The 24,916-nt window shown below is 58.9% G+C and carries 19 protein-coding genes; all 19 read right to left on the reverse strand.

Annotated features, from left to right (window positions below; all coding sequences use genetic code 11):
- Positions 1-25 precede the first annotated feature (25 nt).
- The 19 genes from CAF76_RS06025 to CAF76_RS06110 all read right to left on the reverse strand — a co-directional run bounded on the left by CAF76_RS06025 (position 26) and on the right by CAF76_RS06110 (position 24,784).
- The gene (locus CAF76_RS06025; RefSeq protein ID WP_371857872.1) at positions 26-463 is read right to left on the reverse strand and encodes a hypothetical protein; all 438 of its coding nucleotides are present in this window, start codon (positions 461-463) and stop codon (positions 26-28) included.
- Positions 464-468: 5 nt separating this feature from the next.
- Positions 469-900 (reverse strand): hypothetical protein, encoded by a 432-nt coding sequence (locus CAF76_RS06030; RefSeq protein ID WP_178076160.1) that lies wholly within the window; start codon positions 898-900, stop codon positions 469-471.
- Positions 901-1,133: 233 nt separating this feature from the next.
- Positions 1,134-1,721 (reverse strand): hypothetical protein, encoded by a 588-nt coding sequence (locus CAF76_RS28375; RefSeq protein ID WP_143491787.1) that lies wholly within the window; start codon positions 1,719-1,721, stop codon positions 1,134-1,136.
- Positions 1,696-4,839, reverse strand: coding sequence for a hypothetical protein (locus CAF76_RS06035; RefSeq protein WP_256579597.1), 3,144 nt, complete (start codon positions 4,837-4,839; stop codon positions 1,696-1,698). The genes CAF76_RS28375 and CAF76_RS06035 overlap by 26 nt, the downstream gene beginning before the upstream one ends.
- A gap of 18 nt (positions 4,840-4,857) precedes the next feature.
- Complete coding sequence (locus tag CAF76_RS06040) at positions 4,858-5,874, reverse strand: tetratricopeptide repeat protein (RefSeq protein ID WP_085647078.1); 1,017 nt, start codon at positions 5,872-5,874, stop codon at positions 4,858-4,860.
- Positions 5,875-5,879: 5 nt separating this feature from the next.
- Entirely contained in the window at positions 5,880-7,916 is a 2,037-nt protein-coding gene (locus CAF76_RS06045; protein WP_085647079.1) for a type VI secretion system tip protein VgrG, read from the reverse strand.
- Between the two features lie 28 nt (positions 7,917-7,944).
- A complete protein-coding gene (locus CAF76_RS06050) occupies positions 7,945-8,946 on the reverse strand; it encodes a serine/threonine-protein kinase (RefSeq protein WP_085647080.1) in 1,002 nt (333 codons plus the stop codon).
- Complete coding sequence (locus CAF76_RS06055; protein ID WP_039765158.1) at positions 8,943-9,671, reverse strand: PP2C family serine/threonine-protein phosphatase; 729 nt, start codon at positions 9,669-9,671, stop codon at positions 8,943-8,945. The genes CAF76_RS06050 and CAF76_RS06055 overlap by 4 nt, the downstream gene beginning before the upstream one ends.
- A complete protein-coding gene (tssM, locus tag CAF76_RS06060; RefSeq protein ID WP_085647081.1) occupies positions 9,671-13,210 on the reverse strand; it encodes a type VI secretion system membrane subunit TssM in 3,540 nt (1,179 codons plus the stop codon). Before tssM ends, CAF76_RS06055 begins: the two co-directional genes overlap by 1 nt.
- Positions 13,211-13,223: 13 nt before the next feature.
- The gene (gene icmH, locus CAF76_RS06065) at positions 13,224-14,099 is read right to left on the reverse strand and encodes a type IVB secretion system protein IcmH/DotU (protein WP_011336585.1); all 876 of its coding nucleotides are present in this window, start codon (positions 14,097-14,099) and stop codon (positions 13,224-13,226) included.
- Positions 14,100-14,104: 5 nt separating this feature from the next.
- Complete coding sequence (tssK, locus tag CAF76_RS06070) at positions 14,105-15,436, reverse strand: type VI secretion system baseplate subunit TssK (RefSeq protein ID WP_039765155.1); 1,332 nt, start codon at positions 15,434-15,436, stop codon at positions 14,105-14,107.
- A gap of 2 nt (positions 15,437-15,438) precedes the next feature.
- Positions 15,439-15,939, reverse strand: a complete 501-nt coding sequence (tssJ, locus tag CAF76_RS06075) for a type VI secretion system lipoprotein TssJ (RefSeq protein ID WP_011336587.1) — start codon at positions 15,937-15,939, stop codon at positions 15,439-15,441.
- A gap of 5 nt (positions 15,940-15,944) precedes the next feature.
- Entirely contained in the window at positions 15,945-17,138 is a 1,194-nt protein-coding gene (gene tagH / locus CAF76_RS06080) for a type VI secretion system-associated FHA domain protein TagH (protein WP_085647082.1), read from the reverse strand.
- A gap of 18 nt (positions 17,139-17,156) precedes the next feature.
- On the reverse strand, positions 17,157-17,297 hold the full coding sequence (locus tag CAF76_RS06085; RefSeq protein WP_003229566.1) for a hypothetical protein: 141 nt from the start codon (positions 17,295-17,297) through the stop codon (positions 17,157-17,159).
- Between the two features lie 93 nt (positions 17,298-17,390).
- A complete protein-coding gene (locus CAF76_RS06090) occupies positions 17,391-18,917 on the reverse strand; it encodes a sigma-54-dependent Fis family transcriptional regulator (RefSeq protein WP_085647083.1) in 1,527 nt (508 codons plus the stop codon).
- Positions 18,918-18,927: 10 nt separating this feature from the next.
- Positions 18,928-21,585 (reverse strand): type VI secretion system ATPase TssH, encoded by a 2,658-nt coding sequence (gene tssH, locus CAF76_RS06095; RefSeq protein ID WP_085647084.1) that lies wholly within the window; start codon positions 21,583-21,585, stop codon positions 18,928-18,930.
- Between the two features lie 11 nt (positions 21,586-21,596).
- A complete protein-coding gene (gene tssG / locus CAF76_RS06100) occupies positions 21,597-22,604 on the reverse strand; it encodes a type VI secretion system baseplate subunit TssG (RefSeq protein ID WP_085647085.1) in 1,008 nt (335 codons plus the stop codon).
- Complete coding sequence (gene tssF, locus CAF76_RS06105) at positions 22,568-24,355, reverse strand: type VI secretion system baseplate subunit TssF (protein ID WP_039765144.1); 1,788 nt, start codon at positions 24,353-24,355, stop codon at positions 22,568-22,570. The genes tssG and tssF overlap by 37 nt, the downstream gene beginning before the upstream one ends.
- 147 nt (positions 24,356-24,502) lie before the next feature.
- Positions 24,503-24,784, reverse strand: coding sequence for a hypothetical protein (locus CAF76_RS06110; RefSeq protein ID WP_236187594.1), 282 nt, complete (start codon positions 24,782-24,784; stop codon positions 24,503-24,505).
- Between the last annotated feature and the right edge of the window lie 132 nt (positions 24,785-24,916).

Below are 24,916 nucleotides of genomic sequence, written 5' to 3' on the forward strand. Positions count from 1 at the left end.
AGCGTTTACCGTGACGGGCTCAGGTTCAGCGCTTGTGAAAGCGCGTCACACATGACTGCGGCCCGTTCATTCCCCAGTAAGTGCTGAGTAATACTTTGCGTTTCTTGTCGACACGGAGGTTGACGAAACCATCGCCACAATCCGGCTGCACTTCCTCGAAGTCAGCGGTTTTCGGCCGGTAGATGAAAATCCGGTGGATGGTGTAGGTGCCCATGCCGTCGTCGATCTGCCAGACCGAAAAATCTTTCATGCCATCGAAGTTGAAATCGTCGATAGCGACGTGCAGGGATTTTTCAGCGGAAAAGTCGATGGTTCGCGACTCGCGAGCATCGACTTGAACCGTCACTTTCGGCCCGCTCACTTCCAACATCACTTCAACGTTTTTAACAGGGTTGAACGATGTTGCCTCCGCCCCCGCCGACGCCGATTCCAACACCCCGAACAGCGCCAGACCCAAGCTCACTCGACTCACTGATCGCCCTGCTCCCACTTGCAACCACCGTCTAGAGAAACATCGACATTGGGGTCAAGCAGGAAACTGTATTCCTTGCCGTTGGACTTCTTGGTGTAAACCATCGAAACGCTCATCGCTGCCTGGGTGACCCACTCATAGGTTCCCGTGACCTTGCCGTCGACAATCTCGGACCAGGTACGGGTATTTTGCGCGGGTGCGTCCGGGGTAAGTATTTCTTCCTGATGATCCGTCAGTACGATGGAAATCGGCGTTTTCGACTTGGCGTATTTGACGAAACCACCCGACCAATTGCTTTCGTGATCGTAGAAGGTTCTGAGTTCGAACTTGATCGAGTGGGCGTCATCGAAGCAGTAGTTTTCGGAGGTGACCTCGCTGTGGGCAGTCTGGGGGAGGAAAACCATGAGTAACGGGAGTAGCTTTCTCATCTTGAATCCGTTCAGAAGAAATGACGCGCCTTGGCACTAGTCACAGCGATTGGAAAAAAGAAGCGGGGCAGATCTATTTATCGAGCTCCGCTAGGGCTGAAACCACCAAACTCGAAAAATTCGGTCTGCTCATTTTTTACAAAACACAAAATAAATCTGCCCCCTTTTCGATTAACGGGACAGATTCAGCTAAAAATTAACCGTCCCGTTCTCTCTATTGCCGCGCGAATTTTTTAATGCTTTTTGTCCTGCAAGCTAAAGTAGTTTTTAATGCTCGCCGCATCTTTATAAGCACAGACCACTTTATTTCCCGCAACCAGATCTGCCCCTTCCATACAATTATCTAAAGCTGGGTCTGGTAAGTCACCACTAAAATGAAGCAAGGATACACTTCCACCTTCTCTCCTTATCGGGAGTTCCATAACCGAATAAGCAAAACCGTCAAATGCCGAGTTAGACACTTTTCTCTTCGTCAATACAAACATAGATTTTCCGGCTCTCGCAGGGGACTTCCACTCGTAAAAAAATACAGAAGCGATCTGATCCCCCTCAACCTTCCAAACATAATTTAGAGATGGTTTACCGGAACTCAATGATGAGTAATATATCTCAGCATCGGCAACATGCTCTTCTTTAGCTAACGCCTTCAGACTATTTTTCAAAAAAAATACAGCGATCTTTTCTTCGTCCAAAGAAGCTACCACCGTAGGATGGAATTCACTTAATGTGGGTGCGGCATCCGCAAACACATTGGACGCTACGAAGCCAAAAGCTACAAACGGAATAAAATGCCGTTTAAATAGAGTCAAATATTTTTTCAACGTGATATATCCTTTTGAAATGAGCCCTACGCTTAGCATAACTATCGGTGCCGAGGTTAATAATAGCGGTTATTGCATTCACATTGGCCTCTGCATCGCCCTTATCTGCCTCGACAAACAAATTATTTTTCAGCCAGAAGTAAACTCCCGACCGCACGGAGTATTGGTATTGAGTGTGTAAAATATCTGGATTGCCAACAAAGTCGACTTCCTCCCCCCAAAAATTTTTATGGTAATCTTTAAAAGCTTTGTAGTTCGCTTTCCCCGTCAAATGTTTAAGGCCCCTCCCCCTATATTTCCAGCCCTCACCAGAGGCGATACTATCGTTCCCTAGTCTTTCGCCGTATGCTCGATTGGCAATTGCCACTTGATTAGAGTGTGAAACGTATTTTGTAGTACCAGGATACCCGTAAACCGTTGCTTCACTTGGATTATCCCTAAAATATCCGAAAGTACCCTTAAGACCCTCAACACCATATGTAAAGTCCTCCACCACCGCGCACTTCGAGCCAATTTCCTGCCTTACCTGAGCAAAAAAGTGACTCAACCTCAACGGGGTATCTAGTTTATACCTCTCACAGTTCTCATTTATCTGGGAAGCAACTTCTGCCAACAGATCATCCTGCTCTGTTGAATTTTTTATTCCATCAAATACCTTTTTCAACATCTCCACGGTAATTTTTATTTTCCCGCGCCCACCAATCTGATTACCTAGAAACGCAATTGGATGAAAGTGCCATACAACCCCATCGCCCAAACCTTTAGATTGTATAATCGGATCATCCCAAAATATTAAGCTATCTATCCGCTCTTTTTCGTGTTTCAGGACAGACGGATACTCCTCGAGCAACGTATCCAGCCGTGCCCACTTGGCAGAATCAGACTTAGATTTCCACTCTGTTGGGTGATATGCAATAAGCTTTGACCAGTGGTTCCTAAACTCTACATTTTTTAGCGCAATTGGAAAGTCTTCGGGGGTAACTTTTTGATCCTTATCACCAAAGTTATCCAAATCCTTATATAAGGCTTGAAAAAACTCCGGCATGTCTCCGGGATCCAGAAAACCATCGGAATTTGAATTCGACTCCTTAACAACACGAAAACCTAGCTTTTCCCAATCGTGTTGACTGAGGAGCTTCGCGTCTTCTTTTTTGAGCAAGCCGGTTTTGCTTTCTGCGTTATCAATGACAGTTATTTCGTACCATTCTTCAGTATCCTTATATAGAACGGCCTTTCCAAGTTCTACGAAGCTTTCATTAGAAATCGTCACCACTCCGGTTTGCGGTGGTTTGTTTCTTAAGTTCGTATTCGCTGGCAAATGCAGGTATTGCTTCCCCTGTTTAACATTTGCTTTATTTTTTAGAAAATCCTCAATCTTAGGATCAGCCGAAAAAATCTCCACGTGAACTTGATAACTTCTCGAAACCCCACCATCTGGACCTGCCAACGTTTCATTTAAACCAAGAAAACCAATTGTGTCGCCTGCCTTAATTGCCGTATCCATCGGCACAATCTTATCAAACTCAGTCGGAACCAAGCCTTGCAATTGAACATAAGGTTTTTCAACACAAGCCCAAAAAGTGGCGGGCACAGGAGTGGAGTGGCTTTTCAAACCGGTTGCAGCGCCGGAAGTACTCGGTACAAAGGAGCATTCCGCCATTTTGAAAAACTTAGAGCCAATCTTCAGGCTAAAAACTTTCCCGCTATCAAATTCTATTATGCTATTTGTACAAAGAACTAAGTCTGCGTTCTGTCCTAGACTATTTACCTGTCTAATTGCAGCCCCAGCTAAAGCACCGTGACTTTGCGTTGAGGGAGCCGCTCGCAAAGTAAGCCCCGTTCCGGAAACTACAGCTCTGACTTTGCCCTTCCAATAGTCTGGTTTCTTTCGCTCTGGTGCAGTTATTGCGCTCCAGCTCGGGCTTCCATCACCTCTTGGATAGGCGATGCCGTTTTGCTTATAAGCGAACCAAAAATCTTGCCCTGGAGTGCGCCCTCCAACAGTACCTTTAATCAGCTTACCCTTGGCGTGGACGTGATCAGAATGTTCTTCTAGTATTTCAATTTCAGTTCCAGCAGAAATTGAACCATATTCGGCGCAGCCGCTTGCACCAAGAATATCGCTTCGCGCTTTAAACCCACTTGCGATCATTTTTATTTTAGGAGCACTTGGTTGCTCTGGGTCATCCGCATACCTATCATATGGTAGCAGATGCATATACAGGCTATAAAATACGAGCTCATTCTTAGTGCTAGGCGTAACTTCCTTATTCAGAGGTGACTTATAGTCGTGCCTAACAAGACAAAATGAATTTGAGTATTTCAATGCTTCTGTAGAACTTGATGCCTCAAATGCAGTCGCTAGATAATCTTCATTCAAACGGTAGGCTACGACGACACCGTCTCCAATACAACGAATAGGTTCATCTCTCACACATTGCGGAGCAGTCTTATGCGTGATATGAATGCCGCCATGCCAAAACCCATGATTCCCAAGTAAAAAATTACCTGAGCTTTCACTCTCAAGAGCATTAAATATCTCTTCAGCATCCTTAAATTGCGATCCATCCGCTTTTCTGAACGGGTACTGAAAGTTCATTAATGGCGTAGACTCTACCGGTGCAGATGCGGGCGCGGGCGCCGCTGCGGATCCTTCTCCCGTCCGAGTCGACTCCTTAACCCTTAGGAATTTTGTGGGGACTGGCCAAAAATGGGCATTATCATAGGAGCCGAACTTCGCAGTACCTGGACCAGAACTTTGCGCTCCAAAAAACTTACCAAATTCCGAGCCCAATGTACTGTCGTAAGACTCTACAATACCCGTATGATTTAACGTCTTATTATCCCGATTAGAGATTGCGTTAATCCAGAGCACAACATCTCCACGCTTTACATTAGCAGGGCTAATTACATCATAGTACTGAAGGGCTGCCGTGCTATTTAGACCCGCCGTGTTCTGGTAAGGGACTTCGTAGCCAGCTCCAGTAAGCAACAAGTTAACCATATGAGAGCAGTCGACAACCTTTTTACCATTCTCAACAGTAAAACCGTCTCCAGACTCCTTATATCTATAATTAGCGCTTGTATAATTGACTGATAGATCAAGTGGCTCTGTCATTTCTGCTTCCTGCAATAATCAATAGCAAAAACTGGCTTTAATACCGGCTGGCTGTTTATTCAAACGTTCTAAATGTGCGACCGAGCCCTTACTGCCATTTTTGGCAGCCAGTTGGTAGCAGGCAAGCGCTCTGGACATGTCCTTTGTTACAAATTTTCCAGTCTCAAAGGCTCGGCCAAGTGCATTTGTTGCAAAAGCACTTCCCATACGAGCAGCTTCCATCAGCGCTTCCTCTGCCTGTGCTGGATGCTGACAAGGACCGTCAGAGGAAATATTGTTACCGTCGCAATAAAACAATGAAAGGCTCATCGCACCCTCCGGCAAAGTGGTCGCAGCTGCCTTGAATAGTTGCTCAACCTTCTCCGTTTGCAATTGAGGAGCCATTCCCGAAAGACTCAAGCTTGCAGCATTCAAACTAGCCTGTGGATCACCGGATGCTGCTGCACAGAGATAGTTTTCCAAGGAGGCTTCAAACAACTCGCCTGTGAGTCGGTACTGCTCCAGCCCCCCTAAGCCTCTGAAGGCTTCTGCGCGTTGAAAGCAAAAACTCTCTGCCTCACTCATGCGAGGGTTACTCGACTCTACAACATCTTTTTTACTGATCGACCAATCTTCAACACCCTCAAGCACCCAACACGCCTGGCGAGAAAAGTTAAAGATCTTGATGTTGCTGTTACCTGCACGCTTATCAACAACGTTGAAATGACTGTCGTCAACCGCTTCGACTTCGACTCCTTCTGCCTTGCCTGTGGCTATGGGTGCCATCAGTGGAAAGGCCAATGTCGAGCTATTGACTCCCTTCGTTTGCGGCTCAAAATTTCCATTCTCCCCAGTAGGTTTCAAAACCAGCGACTTCACCGTCATCGCGGTCAACCGCTGCTGAGTTTCAGCATTCGCAGAGAACGCCGGCAGGAACTGGGAAAAGTCCTCAGACGGACACTCATCTGCATAAGCGCTGCCATGAAACAGGCTCAGCAGCGAGGCGGTGAAAGCCGCTACCGCGAAGCCGTGCCTCTTCTTCAAAAAACCATTCATGTCGATCACTCAGAAAACACAAAAAAAGCCTTCGGCTTAACCTTCTCAGGCGGCGCATTCAACAACGCCTGATCCATCAAACTCCCCGCCTTATCCTTATCCGCCGCCCCCGGCAGCACCGGCGGCTTAATCCCGATCCCGGTGCCACTCCCCGCCGACCCGCCAGCATTAATCTTCACCACCGGCCCAACCACGGTCACACCACCGCCATCGAGCTTGATGAAACTGCCACCGCCGAGAATCGTCAGCTCAGTCCCCGCCTCAATGACAATCTTGTCCCCCGCCTTGATGTGAATCTCTTTCCCGACACTGGTCAGTTGCGCCGTCCCGAGCTTCACATGCTGGCTCTCACCAATGGTCAGGTGGTCGTCCATCCGCGCTTCGATCTTGCGGTCGGAAAACGTGGTGCGATGTTCTTCAGCCTTCAGCTCGGTGTAGGTGTTCTTCACCACCGTGTCGTGCCGTTCATTCCCCACGCGAATCTTCTGATCGTGCTCGACGTTTTCATCCCAGTCGCGCTGGGCGTGGATGAAGATTTGTTCGGCGCCTTTTTTGTCTTCGATGCGCAGTTCGTTGTAGCCACCGCCGCCCGGGGAGCTGAGGGTTTTGAAGACGCTGCGGGTTTTGTTTGCCGGCAAGGCGTACGGCACCGGGTTTTCCTTGTGGTACAGGCAGCCGGTGACCAGCGGTTGGTCGGGGTCGCCTTCGAGGAAGGTGACGAGGACTTCCATGCCGATGCGCGGGATGGAGATGGCGCCATAGCGGTCGCCGGCCCAGGAGCTGGAGACGCGCAGCCAGCAGCTGGTTTTGTCGTCGGCCAGGCCTTCGCGGTCCCAGTGGAATTGCACCTTGATGCGGCCGTATTGGTCGCAGTGAATTTCTTCGCCTTTGGGGCCGGTGACCATGGCGGTCTGGCTGCCAAGCACGCGGGGTTTCGGGTGCTCCAGCGCGGGGCGGTAGAACACGTCCCACGGGGTGGCGAGGAAGGTGTTGCGATAGCCCTGGTGGAAGTCGTCCTTGCTGTCGGTGGTGTCGCTGGTCACCGACTCTTCGAGGACTTGCGGCTGTTTGCCTTCGTGGAAGATTTCGGTGAGCAGCCACAGGTCGTTCCACTCGCTGCGCGGGTGGTCGGACATTTCCATGAAGTGGCCGCTGACCAGCCTGGTCTGGTCACCGCGACCTTCGGCCTGGCGGTAGTCGGCACGGTGGCGTTCGAGGGCGCGCTGGCTGAGGAACTTGCCGCGCGCGCGGTCGATGAAACGGCCAGGGTAGTCGTAGTCTTCGAGATCCGGTTCAGCGCTCTCGCCGTCCGGTTTGTACGCGGCTTCCATTTGCAGGCGCGGTTTTTCGAAGTCGTAGTCGCGGCGGGTGGTGCGGCTGGTGCGGGTTTCCAGGCGCAGCTTGAAGCCTTTGATCACCGGTTCTTCGGCGACCATGCCGCTGCCCTGTACATACGCGGTCGGTTGTCCGAGGTTCGGGAACACGGTCTGGTCATCGCCGAACACCAGCAGATGTTCCTTCTTGCTGTGCTGGAAGTGGTAGTGAATGCCTTCTTCTTCGCACAGGCGCTGGACGAAGTGCAGATCGGTTTCGTCGTACTGCACGCAGTAGTCGCGATCCGGGCACGGCTGGCTGAGCTGGAAGCTGTAGGCGTTGCCCTTGATGCCGTGCTCGTCGAGGATCAGCGCGATGATTTTCGGCGCCGACATCTGCTGGTAGATGCGCTGGTTGGTGCGGTGATGCAGGTATTGCAGCTGCGGCACCAGCGAAACCTTGTAGCGGGTCAGGCGCTTGCCGGCATCGCCCTGGGCCACGCGGTAGATCTGGCCGTGGATGCCCGAGCCCTGCGGATCGAGGGCGAGGAATGCCTGTTTGTGCAGGAGTTTTTCCAGGTCCAGATCCGGGTTTTCGCTGACCAGTTCGATGTCGAAACGAAACGGCTGGCTGATGCCTTCGGTGCCGGTGAACGACAAGACTTGCAGGTCGCCTACGTAATCTTCAACAGTCAGGCTGAAGTGCGTTTCGTTAGCTGGGTTGAACATAAAGTGCTCCCTGTTCGAATGTCATCCGTTACGCCCTCAGCCGCAAACGCTGCAGCCAGGACGAAGTGGCGCCCAAGGCGTCACGCAATTGGTCGGCAGAAATGTTGCGCTCTGCCGCGTCAAAGGCCAGCGCGGTGCGCAGCGCGGGCCAGCAGTGTGTCGGTAGATTTGCCGGGGCTTGCAGCTCGCGCTCCAGGTGTTCGTCACGGGCCTGGGTCGAGGGCAAGCGGCGGAACGGGTGTTTGCCGCCCGCCAGTTCATAGATCACGCAGGCCACGCCGTACACGTCCGCGCTGGCCGACAGCGGTTGGCCCTCAAGCAGTTCGGGGGCGGCGTAGCCCGGGGTCCAGGCGTTGAAGCGCTCGCGGCTCAGGTGCGGCAGGCCGGGCAGGATGCCCTCCTCGGCCTGCCCGAGACCGAAGTCAAAGAGGCGCACGCCGTCTTCGCTGAGCATGACGTTGCTCGGTTTCATGTCACCGTGCAGCACGCCGCGACGGTGGGCGTAGGCCAGCGCGTCGAGCAGCGGCAGCGCGATGTCGCGCAGTTCTTTCCACGGCAGGCCCAGTGGCCGCTCGCAGAGCAGTTTGTCCAGGGTCAGGCCACGCATGAGTTCCATGGTGATGAAGGCCCGCTGGCAATCGGTGTCCACTTCGAACGTGTGCGGTCGCAGCACGTTGTCGTGGCGCAGGCGTCGGGTCAGGGCGAACTCGCTGTAGAGCAAGGCACTGGCGTCCGGCGACTCGGCAAATTCTTCGCTGAGGATTTTCAGCGCAATGTAAGGATCGGGATCGCCGAACTGCTCGTGCAGGAGATCCCGGGCCCGGTAAACCGCACCCATGCCACCGGCCCCGAGCAGGCGCTCGAGGTGGTAGCGGCCTGCCAGAACATCCGGCAGTGCGCCGACGCTGGCCTTGGTTGGCGCCAGCGCGGGTTCGGCGTTGTGCTGCTTTGCAAAAGCGAAATAGGTCAGGTTGTTGGCCTGCTCTTCGCTCATCAGCAAGTCATCGACTGAGGATTCGATTTCAGTCATTGGCGGATCACCACGGCCGTCAGATTGTCCCGTGCGGCGCCCCGCAGGGCACCGTCGAACAGACGTTCCAGCGCCACATGTGGCGCCGCCAGGCTGAGGGCGTTGCCGAGGGCATCGCTGCTCAGGCCTTGATACAAACCATCGCTGCACAGCAGGAACACATCACCGGGATAGACCTCGAGTTCCAGCACATCCAGGGTCAACTGTTCCGCCGCGCCGACCGCCCGGGTCAAGGCCTGAGCCGCCGGGTGCGCCGCTGCCTGTTCGACACTCATCTGCTGCTCATCGATCAGTTGCTGTTGCAGCGAATGGTCCTTCGACAGCTGATACAACCGCTGCCCACGCCACATATAACAACGACTGTCGCCGGCCCAGATGCAGGCCGCGCGATTGCCTTCCACCAGCAGCGCCACGACGGTGCTGCCCATGATGCTGTCGTGACGCCCGGCGGTGACGGTCAACTCCTGCCCCAGGCGCCGGTTCAGCCAGTGCAGGCACTGGCGGATGGCTTTGAGGCGTTCGTCGAAGTCTTCGTGCTGCGGCAGTTCAGCCAGGCTGGCGACGATCAACTGGCTGGCGATGTCGCCACCCTGATGACCGCCCATGCCGTCCGCGACCACCCACAGCCCATGCTGCGGGGTGTCGAGGAAGGCATCTTCGTTGCGCGACCGCACCTTGCCCGGGTCGGTTCGCGCCGCGCTGCGCCAGGGACTGGCCACCAGCATCAGAGCTGCACCGGCATACGGAAGGTGCGCAGCACGCCCATGTCGAACGGGTTCGGCGTGCGCTGGCTGGTCAGCAGGTAGTTGGCGCGCAGGCCACCCACGTCGGCTTTGAGCACCAGCACGTCGCGACCGGTCAGGTACTCGGTCTGCATCAGGTCGAACAGACGGAACAGCGACCACGGGCCGGAGTTCTTCTCAATACCGATCGGGCGCCCGGCCATCTTGTCCATGACCAGGCTGGTGCGACCGTCTTCAGCATCGGTCGGCCACTTGAAGCTCATGGGCAGGATCGGACCGTGGCGGTACTCCATGGTCTTGTCGCCGAACTTGAACTCGGAACGGCTCACCGCCGGATCGAGGGTGTACGGCTCCAGCTTGAACTGCACGGTCGGTTCGGCCGGGTTGATCGAGAAGAAGCTCTGGCGAATGTTCAGGGCCGCCGCCATCTGATCGAGGAAGACCTTGGACACCGGCAGGCTGCGGCCGTCGACGCTGCGCATCCGGTAGTTGCCCGGATCACCGCTGACGAACGGACGCATGTAGCTGTCGAAGAAGCGGTCGATGGTGCCTTGAGCGCGGAAGAACTCGCGGAAATCGCTGATCGCCACATCGCTGGTGCTTGAGGCGCTGAACGGGTAACGCTTGTTGATGGTCTTGCCATACACGCTGTACAGCTCGTTCTGATAACGGCCGTTCAGGTACTGGTAGGCATCGTTAAGCACCAGGCGCCACGAGTCTTCGGCCAGCACGTTGAACCACACGCTCAGCGGACGCGGCAGACGACCGGACGCATTGCGCAGGTTGGTCAGCGCATCACGCTGGCCGCTCATGCGGGTCTTGGCCAGCTCGAACGCGGCCTGCTCCGGCGTGCTGGAACGGGCCAGGCCCGCCAGTTGCAGTTGCAGGTCGTTGAGCGCGGTGAAGGCCGGGGTCAGGTCAGCGGCCGGGCCGTTGTTGTCGTCGAGCAATTTGTGCAGCGGCTCGAAGCGGCGTTGCAGGGACTTCTTGGCGGTGTCCGGCAGGTTCTTCGCCACGTTCAGGGCCGAGGCCTTGTCCGCTGCCGCCGCGGCGAGTTTGCCCACCTTGCCCAGTTTGCCTTTCTGTCCGGCCAGCGCATCAGCCGCGTCACCCGCCTCGTCCACCGGATCGGCAGCGGCCGGGAAACGGGTGTTCTCGCGCACTTCGGTCAGCAGCGCCAGCACCGGCGAGTTGGCCGAGGTCAGGCCCGCCAGTTGCTCGGCGCCTTCACCGGCATCGCTGATCGGCGGCAGTGCTACTTGGCCAACGGCCTCGCTCCAGTAGTTGGCGTAGTCGCGGAAGTACAGTTGCTCCAGCTCGACCATCAGGCGACGCAGATCCATGTCGCTGATGCCCGCGCCTTCGCCCAGCACCCAGTTGTCACGCAGGATGTCGGTCACCAGCGACGCGCCTTGCACCGAAAAATACTGCTGATAACCGGTCTGGGTGTAGAAGCCCGGAATCACGTATTCAGTGCCGATGAACAGCGAGCCCTGCGGCCCGAGGTGCTGGCTGAAACGGTAATCCGGCAGGTTGCGCGCCTGCTCGCGGAGCATGCGGTAAACCACGGTCGCCAGCGACTCGCTGCGCAGGATCTGACGCGCCTGGGCCACCAGTTGCTCGTTGAGCGGATAGATAAACGGCTGCTGCAACAGACGCTCGAGGTGCGTGTTCAGACCGTTCTGCACCGCGGTGTTGCCGGTGTAACGCTGCGACCAGTCCGCCGCGATCCAGTCCTTGAGCCATGCCGCGTCACGACGATCCTTCATGTTCAGCATCAGGTACGCGCGCAGGCTGTTGATCAGCTTTTCGCGGTCCTTCATGTTGGCGCGGATCTGGCCTTCAAGCATCGTTGCAACGCGCGGCAGCAGTTGCTTTTCAAGCTCGTGCTCGTAGGCCTCCTTGACCACCGGATTGACGTCCTGGCCTTGATACAGACCCATCCGTTCGTGGTACGCCGCGTCGCCTTTTTTCGGGAACACCTGGGTGGCAGCGTAGCTGGTGTCGAGGGTTTTCAGTGCGCCCATGGCGTCATCGCGCGGCGACAGTGCCGTGCGTTGCTGCGTCCAGTTCTGCGCCAGATTGCGCAGGTTTTCCAGACGCTCGTAGTTGGCCGAGAAACCACCGGCCCAGAGCATGCCGAACAGCACCAGCGCACCCAGTGCGCCGACGTACAACGCACGCTGGCCCCAGTGGATGCGGCTGCGCTCGCGCTTGTCCAGACCGGCCAGATCGGCCTCGGGGAAAATCACCCGGCTGAGCAAGTGATGGATGAAACGCGAACGACCGCTGCGCAGCGTCGGCAGCACGCCGGCGCTCATGCCCAGACTCGCGCCGATGCCGGCGGTGGTCGAATCCATTTCCTGAGTCAGGTGCGGTGCGCTGGTCAGGTAGAAACCACGCAGTTGCGTCGCACGCTGGTAGCGGTTGCCGGTGAACGCCATGTCGACCAGCAGGCACAGACGCTCGCCGATCTGGCCCATCTGGTGCGGGAAGTCGAGGATGCGGCCACGGCGCTGGGTGTCGCGCTCGGAGTGCATGCGCATGATCACTTGGCTGTTGAGGCGACGCAGCAGCTCTTCGAACTCGTTGCGCAGCACCGTCACGTCGGTGCCGACCTGATCCTTGCGGAAACTGGTGCCCAGTACCTGATCGCTTTCTTCGCGAGTCAGTTGGTCGAAGAACTCGTCAAAGCCCAGCAGCTTGTCGGCCTTGCTCAGCACCAGATACACCGGCACATCGACGTGCAGCTTCTGATAGACGTCTTGCAGACGCGCACGTACCTGGCGGGCCAGGGTTTCGATGTCCTGTTCGCTGCCACCGGTCAGGGTTTCCACCGGAATGGTCACCAGCACGCCGTTCAGCGGACGACCGCGACGACGCTTGCGCAACAGTTCCAGCAAGGTGGTCCAGGCGCTGCCGTCGACTTCCGCATCCGGCTGGGTCAGGTAGCGGCCGGCGGTGTCGATCAGTACACCGTGATCGGCGAAGTACCAGTCGCAATGACGAGTGCCGTGGGTGTCGCGGGTCAGCTTGCGGTCAATCTTGTTGATCGGGAATTCCAGCCCGGAGAAGTCCAGCAAGCTGGTCTTGCCGCTGGCCTGCGGGCCGATCAGCAAGTACCAAGGCAAGTCATTGCGCCAGCGCTCGCTGCGGCCGCGGTACAGGCTCGAAGTCTTGAGGGTTTTCAGGGCGTCCTTGAAACGCTCCTTCAACTCTTTCTGCTCTTCGTCGATCAACTCTTCGCGGCGGATACGGTCCTGGCCGTCTTCGGTTTCTTCGACGGCTTTCTTGCGGATACCGGCGCGCCAGCTGACGAAGACCATGGTCAGGCCCCAGATCAGGAACAGCACGCTGATGGTCAGCAGACGCGAAGTCGCGCTTTCCCAGAACTTGTAGTCATCCACTGCCAACAACGGGCCGACGAACCACACCAGCAGCGCCACGAACAGCACCAGCAGCAAGGTCCAGACCCAGGTCTGGCGCAGGAAGGCGCCGACTTTCTTGAAAAACTTCTTCATCACACGTCCCTGTTTACGGCTGCGACTGCGGCTGGGCCGCGGCCGGATCAAGCGGCTGATATGGTTGCAGAACGGTGTCGCGCTGCTCGCCCAAGACCCAGGCGAAGCCCGAATACATCATCACCAGACAGACGAAGGTGAACAGCACCACCATCCACGCCGGCACGATGCGCACCAGATTGCGGCGCTGATCGTTGAGGCCTTCCCACTGCGGCGACAATTCGCGCGGCACGTCGCCACGCAACTGACGGATCTGCCGGTACAGGGCGTCACGGATGCCTTCGAGTTCCAGCATGCCGCGCGCCTGTACGCGGTACTTGCCCTCGAAACCGAGGGACAGGCACAGGTACATCAGCTCCAGCATCGGCAGGTGCTTGACCGGGTTTTTCGACAGCCGATCGAGCAGCTGGAAGAACTTCTCGCCACCGAAGGTTTCGTTGTGGAAGCTGCTGAGCAGGCTCATCTGCGACCACTCGCTTTCGTTGCCCCACGGCGTGGTCACGACGGCTTCGTCGACCACGGTGCAGAGCACGTAACGGGCGGCCATCACCTGGCTGCTTTCGGCGCCGTTGTGCAGGGCGCGCACTTCAAACAGCTTGAGCCCGGCGGTCAGGCGCTCGTTGAGCGCGTAGAGGTCTTCGCGGGTTTCGCTGTGCTTGAGGCGCACCACTTCCGACAGCAGTTCGGACGACGCCGCCACCAGCGAATTGAGGCTGATGTTGAAGGCCTCCGCCGGGCGCAGGCGCGCGGCGTAGATCATCCGTTCTTCCAGTTGCTCGAAGCGCGGTGGCGCGGCGAAGTCGGTCAGCGGACTCGCCGCCGGGCCATGGCCCTGACGGTCGAGCAGGACGGTTTTGTCGTCCTGGTTGTGTTCCATGTCCTTGATCATGTCGGTCAGTTCCTGATGGCCCAGAATTTCAGTTCAAGCTCGGCGAATTCGCCAGACACGTGGAACGCGAAGCCGCCGGAGCGCTCGAGTTGTGCCAGGTCTTCGGAACTGAGTTCGAGGATGAAATAGGTTTTGTTGGAGTGGAACGCGATCTGCCGCGGGGCCACCGGCAACGGTTTGACCTTGATCCCCGGCAGGTGCAGGTTGACCAGTTGGCGGATGCGCTCCACCGGGCCGACCTTGAGGTGCGCAGGCAAGCGGTTGCGCAGTTCTTCGGAGTCGCAGTTGGCACTGGCTGCCAGCACGAACGACGCCGAGCCCAGCAGTTTGTGGTCGTGCAGCGGCGACACGATGATCCCGTACTGACGCGCTTGCAGGATCAGTTCGATGGCGTGCTGTTCCAGCACCATCGACAGTACCTGACGGATCGACTCCATCAGTTTGCGGAAGCTCGCACCCTGGTCGGCGTGGGAGTAACGGCTGTCCAGACGCGGCCGTTTGCTGTCGCTGGAGAATGTCGCCAGATCGCCGAGCATGGTCAGCAGCGTGCGGTACAACTCTTCCGGGTGAACCTGCTCCAGACCCAGGTAGTGGCGCAGCAGCAGTTCGGTGCGGTTGATCAGTTGCAGCATCATGAAGTCGCCGATTTCCGCGCCACCGACCTTGCCGTTCGAACGGATGCGCTCGGCAATGGTGTCGCCCCGATGACCGAGCATGCTGATCACTTCTTTCAGGCACGACAGCAGGTAGCTGGAGGCGTGGGCCTGAATGTAGGTCGGCACGAAATCCGGGTCGAGGCTGATCACGCCGTCCGGCGTGGTGTCGAGCACGTCGCAGATCTTCAGCTTCACGTAGGCCTGGTCGCTCTGCTGTTCGCCGAGCAACAGTTTGAAGTCCGGGCGACCGCAACTGACCTGGCTGGCGGAATCATCACCGGCGTTGGAGTCGGCCACTTCGGCGTCATATGCGGTGTAACGCGCCAGCACGTCGGACTGCTCCGGGCGACGGGCCTCGATGTGGTTACCGGTGACCAGTGGCAGCGCCAGGTAGATCGGCGTGTTGCCGGTGTTCGGCGGCACGTCCAGCGCCAGCGGCTCGGTGTTGCCGCCGAGCTCGAACAGGCTGCCGTCCGGCAGGATCCCCGAGGCTTCACTGATCACCAGTTTGCCCATGTTGAGGAACTGCAGGTCGATCTCCAGATTCAGGAAACCCCAGGTGTAGCCGCCCAGCAACCGGGTGCGGGTCTTCATCTGGTGATCGTAGTAGCGGTCGTTGTGCTGGAAGTGCTGCGGACGCAGCAGCATGCCTTCCTGCCAGATGACTTTATGGGTATTCATGATCAGTCATCCGCCTTGGCGAGCACTTCGTTGGTCTTGCGGATACCGGCCTGATCCAGGGTCAGATCGGCTTCGGTGACTTCCAGCGGTGTGATCGGGAACGTGTGGCGCCATTTGGTTTCCGGCAGGTCGCGGTACGCGGCGAGGATACCGATGAAGCGGCTGCCCTCCTCCACGCTGAGCTTCAGTTCCACGGTTTCACCCGGGCGCAGTTCGAGTTCTTCGCTGGCCACCAGATCCGGGTTGAGGGATTCCTTGGCGCGCTCGTAGAGGCTGAAGAAATCGGCGTTCTCGAAGGTCACCGGGTGCTTGAGTTCGAACAGGCGCACCACGATTGGCGACGGACGACCGTTGAGGTCCGGGTTCAGCTGATCGCTGCCGGTCAGCTTCAGGTTGATCTTGGTCACTTTCGAATACGGCGACAGCGACGAACAACCGGCGAGCAGCACCAACAGGGTGAGCGCGGTCAGCGTCTTGAAAAAAGCGGTCGAGCGGCGAGACATGCGCATCATCCTTGGTGGTCGGTGTGGAGGGTGGAGATCAGGCGGATCTGTTCTTCGTAGGCCTGGGCGAAGTCGCGGGCCAGCAGGCGCTCGCTCCAGTCGTCGTCCTGACGCAGCGCATGGTGGTAACGGTTGAACGCTCTCCAGCGCCCGCCAGCGGTGGCGAGCAACGGCTTGTTGTCGCGCTCGAAACGCAGGGTCAACTGCTCCGGCGAGAAGTGTTCCAGAGTGCCGCGCACCGCCGCGCGGCTGGCGGTCAGCAGCGCCACCTGATGCGCCTGCAAGTCGCGGAACGCCCGGGAGATCGCCTGCTCGGCCGGCAGATGACCCGGCTTGTGCGGCTGCAACAGGATGTCCAGCGCTTCGCTCGGATCGACGGCGAATTTCAGCGGATTCTTGTTGGTGCCTTGTACGGTGGTCTGGGCCAGACGCAGTTCGTTTTTCAGCTCCGAACGGGTGCGCAGGCTCTGTTGCAGACCGCCGACGCTCTGGCGCAGCAGACGTGCAGCGTTCAGCGCAAGAGCTTCACGCTCGTCGTGGCTGAGGTTCTTCACGTTCACGCCAAGGGCCGCGCCGAATTTATCCCAGAAGGTTTCGCTCTGACGCTCGACCGCTTTCGGCGCCGGCGCAGGCTCAGGCGTGGGCTCGACGATCAGCTCCGGCACCATCAGGCTTTCCATGTCGATGCGCGCGTAGTCGGCGCGCTGACGGGAGTCTTCAGGGTCGGTCACCGGTGCGAGCATTTCCTCGAATTCCGAGTACACGCGCTCTTGCTGCTCCAGCGACTTCAGCGGGTCGAGGTCGAGGAACGCGTCATCCGGAATGATGCTGCCGGCGGCGCGTGGCAGACCGACTTCACCGTCGAACGTCGCCGGGTCGCGCACCAGTCGTGCGCGAATCTCGAAGTCGCCCAGCACGTAGGTGCTGCCGTGCTCGATGCGCACCGGTTCGCCCTTGTGCAGGCGCGCGCCGCTGTCGCCGTCCTGCACACCGTTGCTGCTGGTGTCGGTCAGGAAAAACGTGCCCTCGCGATAGCTGACAATCGCGTGGTGATTGGACAAGTGACGCTTGCGGTCAGGGATGATCCAGTCGCAGTCCTCGCCCCGCCCGATCACGCCACCGGCCTGTTTGAAGGTCCGCTGGCACAGCTCGGTGGGCACGAACTGCTTGGTGTTCAGCATTTCGAAAACCAATTCCATGTTTGATGCTCCTTGCGGTCACTTGCCGCGATTGACCGCCTGCGGATCACCCAACGGGCGGTAATCGTTATCGTTGAATTTGTAATTGCCGCTGCAGCCGCCGAGGCCGCATAGAACGACGAGGGTCAGCAGGACAGCGTGCCAGTGACGAACAGACATCAGAGGGTCTCCAGGTGTAGACAAAGCACAAAGCGCCGACCCTTGCGGGCGGCGCTGAAATAGGTGTTCGAGGTGAATCCGACGGACTTTCGCCTACCCATCGAAATCACCCAGATTGATGTTCAAGCGGCCGAGCCGGTACAGCAGCGTGCGGCGCGGCAAGCCCAGTTCGCGGGCGGCGAGCGTCTGATTGCCGTCGTTCTTGCGCAGGCAATCGAGCAGCAGATTGCGTTCGACCGCTTCGAGTCGTTCGCGCAGATTGAGGCCGCAGTGGTCTTCCGGCACCGGCGCCGATTCCAGGCGCAACGAGAAATGCTCGGCCAGCAACTCGCCGCCCTCGCACAACAGCACCGCCCGCTCGACCAAGCCTTTGAGTTCACGCACGTTGCCGGGGAAGGTGTAACCGGAAAGGTGTTCCAGCGCTGCGTCCGACCAGCGCACCGGGTCACGTTGCAGGAAAGTGCAGGCCTTGTCGGCAAAGTGCTTGGCCAGGTCGAGGATGTCGCCTTCGCGCTGACGCAGGGCCGGCAATTCGATCGGGAATTGCGCGAGGCGGTAGTACAGGTCCTCACGGAATTTGCCTTCGCTGACCAGCACCGACAAATCGCGGTGCGTCGCAGCGATGATGCGCACGTCGATCTTGTGGGTGTCGTTGGAACCCAGCGGACGGATCTCGCCTTCCTGCAACACGCGCAGCAACTTGGCTTGCAGCGACAGCGGCATGTCGCCGATTTCATCGAGCAACAGAGTGCCGCCGTTGGCCGCGTCGAACAGCCCGGCGCGGTCACGATCGGCACCGGTGAAAGCACCTTTGCGGTAGCCGAACAACTCGCTTTCCAACAAGTTTTCCGGGAACGCTGCGCAGTTCTGCACGATGAACGCCTGGGACCGGCGCGGGCCGCAATCGTGGATCGCCCGCGCGACCACTTCCTTGCCGGTGCCGGTCTCGCCACGCAACAGCACGGTGTACGGGCTGTGCAGAACTTTGCTGATCAGCGAGTAGGTCTGGCGCATTGCCGCGCTCTTGCCGATCAGGCCGTAGCCGCTGGCACTCGGCAGGCTGCGCACGACCGGCGCGGCCGCATCCACTGGCTGGCGCAGGCGTTGCAGCAAGTGCAACTGACCAAGCACGAACGAGCCGAGCTGACCGAGGGAATCGGCGAAGCCTTGCAGGTCGATGTGCCGACGACTGGCGCACAACAACAGGCCTTCGACGGCCTTTTGCTGATTGACCAGCGGCACGCACAGCAGCGACTGCCACGGCGCGGACGAGGCCGGCAGAAAGCTGGTTTCGTGCAGGCTGCCGCCCAGGTCGTCGAAGCTCACCACGCGGTTCTGGCACAGGGCGAACTGCAACAGTTGCTCGCCGTTGTAGTCCGCCGGCAGGCTCGCCGCACTGCGCGGTTGCAGCACGCCGTCGAGGCATTCGGCGTTCATCCCCAGCGACGTGTGCGTGGCATCCAGCAAGTACAGCTGCGTCAGTTCGCAACCGCTCAGCCCGGCCAGACCGCGCACGAAGTCACCCAGCAGCGCAGCACCGTCCGCCGCGCGCGACAGGCTGGCGAACTGCGCCAGCAAGGCTTCGGCATAGAGCAGTGGCTGCGGCACTTGAGTGAACATCACACTCACCTCAGGCGAACTCGCAGGTCACGCTGGCTTCACCGTCAAGCGTCGCATGCACGCGCTTGAGGCTTTCACCGGTGGCCATGGCGTCGAGCAAACGGTCGGCCACCAGCGGCAGCACGTGCTGGTCGAGCAAGTGGTCGATCAGGCGCGCACCGCTTTCGCTTTGCGTGCAACGCTCGGACAGGTGATCGACGAGGTTCTGGCACCAGGTGAAGTCCAGCTGGCGACGGTTCAGGCGCTCGCCCAGACGTCCGAGCTTGATCTCGATCAGCTCGCGCAGCACCGGGCCGCCGACCGGGTAGTACGGCACCACTTTCATCCGCGCCAGCAGCGCCGGCTTGAAGTGTTTGCTGAGCACCGGGCGAATGGTTTCTTCCAGCACTTCGGCAGTCGGACGCGCACCGTCTTCGCAGAGGTCGCTGATCTTGTCGCTGCCCAGGTTCGAGGTCATCAGGATCAACGTATTGCGGAAGTCGATCTCGCGACCTTCGCCGTCGTTGGCCACGCCTTTGTCGAAGATTTGGTAGAACAGATTGAGCACGTCCGGGTCGGCTTTCTCGACTTCATCGAGCAGCACCACCGAGTACGGCTTCTGGCGCACGGCTTCGGTGAGCATGCCGCCCTCGCCGTAACCGACGTAGCCTGGCGGTGCACCGATCAGGCGGGAAACGGTGTGCTTCTCCTGGAACTCGGACATGTTGATGGTGGTGATGAAACGATCGCCGCCGTACAGCAGGTCGGCGAGTGCCAGTGCGGTTTCGGTCTTGCCGACGCCGCTCGGGCCGACCAGCAGGAACACGCCGACCGGTGCGTCAGGCTTGTTCAGGCCGGCAGCGGTGGCGCGCATCGAGCGGTCCAGGGCGTGCACGGCTTGTTCCTGGCCACGGATGCGGGTGCGCAGGTCGGTGGCGAAGCTCGCGACCTTGGCGTTGTGTTCGCGGGCCAGTTGCGCCAGTGGCACGCCGGTCCAGGCGCTGATCACTTCGGCCACCAGACGCGGGCAGACTTCGAAGCTGACCAGACGCTCCTTGACCTGAGCGGCGGTCAGGGCGCTGTGGGTTTCGTTGAGTTGTGCTTCCAGCGCTTCGACGCTTTGGCCTTCTTCAACTTCAGCAGCAACGGTTTCGATCACCGTGCCTTCGGCGTCTTCTTCAACGGTGACCACCGGCTCGACCGCAGCGGCTTCACGGGCCTTGGCCAGTTGCTGACGCAGTTCCAGCAGACGCTCGGCCAGTTGTTTCTGCTCGGTCCACTGGGTTTCCAGTGCGACCCTTTCCGCTTCGGCTTCGTCCAGGCGCGCTTCCAGTGCCTCCAGCGCTTCGTGGTCGATCAACAGACCGGCTTCGGCATCGCGACGCAGGGCCTGACGCTGACGGCTACCTTCAGCCAGTTCGCCACGCAGGCGTTCCAGGCTTTCCGGGGCCGCAGCGAGGCTGATGCGAACACGGGCGCACGCGGTGTCGAGCACATCAACAGCTTTGTCCGGCAGTTGGCGGCCGGCCAGGTAACGGGCGGACAGTTCCGCTGCCGACACCACCGCGTCATCGCGCAAGTAAATGCCGTGGCTCTTCTCGTAGACCTGCGCCAGGCCACGCAGGATGGTCACCGCTTCGCTCACGGTCGGTTCGTGCAGCTGAACCGGCTGGAAACGACGGGCCAGTGCCGGGTCTTTCTCGAAGTATTTCTTGTACTCGGCCCATGTGGTCGCGGCGATGGTGCGCAGTTCGCCACGAGCCAGTGCCGGCTTCAGCAGGTTGGCCGCGTCGGAACCGCCGGCATTGCCGCCCGCGCCGATCAGGGTGTGGGCTTCGTCGATGAACAGGATGATCGGCTTCGGCGAGGCTTTGACCTCGTCGATCACGCCTTTCAGACGACGTTCGAATTCACCTTTGACGCTGGCGCCGGCCTGCAACAGGCCCATGTCCAGCGACAGCAGCTCGACGCCCTTGAGCACTTGCGGCACTTCACCGGCAGCGATGCGCGAGGCCAGGCCTTCGACGATGGCGGTTTTACCGACCCCGGCTTCACCGACCACGATCGGGTTGTTCTTGCGGCGACGGGCGAGGATGTCGACCATCTGGCGGATCGCGCCATCGCGGCACAGCACCGGGTCGAGTTTGCCGTCGCGGGCCTGTTGGGTCAGGTTGTGGGTGAAGCGCTCAAGCAACGACTCGCCTTGAGCGGCCGGTTTGCCGTTGGCCGCTGCCTGAGGTTGTTGCGACAGGGCAAATTCCTTCAGGCGATCGATGTTCAGTTTGGCCAGCAACGGCTGGTAGCGGCTGCCGGCGTAACGCATCGGGTTGCGCAGCAGCGCGAGGATCAGCGCCGCGTCTTCGACCGAGGTCTGGCCCAGTTCAAGGTTGGCCACCAACAGCGCGTCTTGCAGCCACTGCACCAGTTCCGGAGCGAACACCGGGTTGCGCGAAGCGCTGTGCTCGACCCGCGATTGCAGGGCGGCGCTCAGTTCGCCGGCATCAACGTCGGCATCCTGCAGCGCACGGGAGAGCAGACCGTTCGGGCGCTCCAGCAGGCCGAGCAGCAAGTCTTCGACCAGAATCTTGCTGCCGCCACGGGCCACGCAGCGCTCGGCCGAACGCTCCAGATCGCGACGGGTTTCGGCGTCCAGCGCCTGGATGAGTTGTTGCAGGTCTACGTTGATCATGGCTCACGTCCTTAATGAATTTTGCTGCCCAGGGTCACCACGCCGTCTGCTTTCTCGCAGCCCAGCCAACTGGTCCACCCCAGGCGACAGTCGTTCTTCTCGCCAATGCGCAGTTCGCGGATTTCTTCCGGGCGCAGCACCAGGCGAATGTCGTAATCGAGCGGGTCACGCAGGGTGAACCGCACCAGCGCGCAGAGCGGCTGGTAACCGAAACCGATGGGCAGGAATTCGTGGAAGCGTTCCCAGTCGAGTTCGGTGATGTGAATGCGGAATTTGCCGCTGCGATCGCGCACGCGTTCGCCCAGCACCAGGTCTTCACCCAGCACGCTGTTGGCGAAGCCGAGGCGGTTGCGCTGTTCTTCGAGGATTTCCACGCGGCGCTCGATGCACTGCTCGATCACCAGTTCTTCGTGCTTGAAGTAGTAACGCAGCACCGCTTCGATCAGCGCCGCCGAGTGCGCCCGCAAACTGAGCAGGCCGAGGTACGGCAGCAGGCGTTTCCAGTTCAGTTCCTTGGCCTTGCGGATCTCGTCGCCGCCGAGGCCGATCAGGGCGAACAGTTGCGAGGAGAACGGGTCGACCGCGCCGCTCTGGAAGCTCGCGCGGTAACGGTATTTGCGCCAGATCGGCAGCATCAGCCGTTGCAGGCGATGGTGGAACAGGTCGAGGAAGTTGCGCGTCGGGTTGCCGTCTTCGCTGTCGCCCAGGGCTTGCTCGCCGTAGAACGCCGGCAGCGGCGAACCGGAACCGACCAGGCCGATCAGGTTGAAGCGCAGGCGCGCGCGCATCTGCCCGTGCTCTTCGAAAAACTCCACGCGATCGACGTCGCTGCGCGGAAATCCGAGGCTCGGGTTGGCCTGGAATTCCAGCTGGTCGTACAAATCGTCTTCGCTCAGGTACGGGTGCGCATCGCGCAGCCGGTCGATCACCAGCAGCACGGCCTGAAACAGCGAGTACTCGCGTATTACCTTCGTCAGCCCGCTTAAAGCAGGGGCTGCAGGCCCATACGTGGTGTCCATTGGTACACCTCTCCCTGTGTGCTTTTTACCCGCAGCTCATGGAATGAATTGAGACTGGCGTAAAGCGCGAAAAACTCGTTGAGAACCGAGGCGAAGACGAACAGGTCGCCCTCACCGATATACCCTTCCGGGTCGATGGTCAGTTCGGTGCGCAAACCGCGCACCGGCAGACCACGGTGCAGCCGGTCCACGTGGTGATGCTTGATGTGCTTGAGGCCGCCGAGCAGGCGTTTGCTGACCTTCTCCGCGTGCTGATCGTAGTAGCGCGGCAGGTCGTAGGTTTCGAGAATCACCTTCAGTGCATTGACGTCGGCCAGCGACAGATAGTTAAGCGACATGTTGCTGATCAGCTTCCACAGGAAGTCACGGTTCAGCGGCGGCGCGAAACTGGAAGTGGCCGGGGTGATGTTGCGGAAACTCAGGAACTCCGGGGTCTCTTCGCAGGCCATGCAGATCTGCCCGAGCTTGAGTTTGCGCGGCAGGTTCTGGTTGGTGCAGACCAGCTCGATCGACAGGGTTTCATGGGCTTCGGTGTGGCGGATACCGAAGCTCAGGTAGGTGTCGAGGCCGTCGTGCAGCAGCGACGAACGCTGACGGATGCTGTAATGCGGACGGCTGTTGGGCACGTCGAAACTCGGATCGTGCTCGAAGGATTCGAACGGCACGTACTCCTGATAGCCGAGGCCGCCGGGTTTCCAGCCGGTCACGGTCTCCACCGAGAACACGCCGCAGTTTTCCAGATCGTATTCGGCCGGCAGCAGCAGGTATTCGTCCTGTTTGCCGTCGAGGCGGATCGGCAGTGCGTCGTGCTTGAACAGGTTGACGATCGGCGTGCAGAACAGCTTCACGTTATCCAGGGTCGGACGCATGCGCATGATGCCGCTCTTGCGGATATCGAAGCGCAATTCCAGGCCGCGCATCTGCTTGAGGGTGTCTTCCGGCAGCGCCTTGAGAATGTCGAGGCCGTGGACATCGACGAACAGGAATTTGTCCTGGAAGGCGAAGTATTCCTGCAGGTAGCGATAGCCCCGGAAGGTGTTCAGCGGATACGGGATCAACGCTTCTTCTTCGGCAAAGCCCACTGGCTTCACGCGGTCGCCCGGAATCTTGAACGCCATCGGCTTGCCGCTCACGCCATCGATCGGCTTGCCGGCGCCGTCAAGCGGGATCAGTTCGATGCCCTCGAGGTTGCGCAGCAGGCTCAGGTAGAGCATCTGGCTGATATAGCGCTCACCGGCAAAGTGCAGGCGCAGCTTGCTCAGCTCCAGCTCGCCGAGGTGGCCGTCGGCACTCATCTCAAGACGCAGGCTGAGCAGCGAACCGTCACCCTTCACCGAGTAGTTCAGTGCGGCCAGATCCAGTGCCATGACTTCGGTCGGGTAGCAGGTGCGGAAGCGGCAGCGCACGTCTTCGATCGGCACGCTCTCGATCGGCGTGTCACGCTCGACCTTCAGCGCCGGCCCCGAACGCTTGAGCGGATCGAACTGCAGAATGCTGAACGCCGGCAGCGGACGCATGTAGTTCGGCCACAGCAACTGCATCAGGGAATGGCTGAGCTCCGGCAACTCGTCATCGAGTTTCTGGCGCAGCCGCCCGGTCAGAAACGCAAAGCCTTCCAGCAACCGCTCCACATCCGGATCCCGCCCGGCCTGCCCCAGGAACGGCGCCAGCGCTGGACTACGCTCGGCGAAACGGCGGCCCAGTTGGCGCAGTGCGGTGAGTTCGCTTTGGTAGTAGTGGTTAAAGGACACGGGTTACCTGCCTGGTAGTGGAACTCATCAAAAAAATATCCTGTAGAGCGCGACTGCCAGCCCGGACACCACCTAGCCCACGATGAGCAAGGCAACGGCTCCTCGCACACGGTTCACAGACATTGCGAAAATCCATCGCCCTCATAATTATTGGTCCTTCGATTTTTCAGGTGTCATCGCCATGCTGGTGTGCAGATAAAGCTCTACACCATCAAACCCGACAATCCCGGCAGCACTTAGTGGATAGCCGTCTTTTGTGCCATAGCGAACCCAGCCTTCTGACCATATCTCGCCACTTTCGTGACGGACTTGCACGTAGTAGTCCGGGGCCTCGGCTTTGGCGATCTCGACAAATACGCCACCATCTTCAGCCCCCACCCAATGTGCGTTGGGGTGAGCGATCAACGTCGGCGGGTTAGATCGTTCCATTCGCAGCAATACTGCTAACAAAACCACAATCGCCAGAAGTCCAACGGAACTAAGGAAAGCAACAAGCAACTTAAGAGCTGGATGCGCTCTGTTGGTGCAATTGCACAAAACTCCCTCTTTCCCTAGCCCAGA

This window comes from Pseudomonas sp. B40(2017) (genome assembly GCF_002112855.1).
GTDB lineage: Bacteria > Pseudomonadota > Gammaproteobacteria > Pseudomonadales > Pseudomonadaceae > Aquipseudomonas > Aquipseudomonas pharyngis.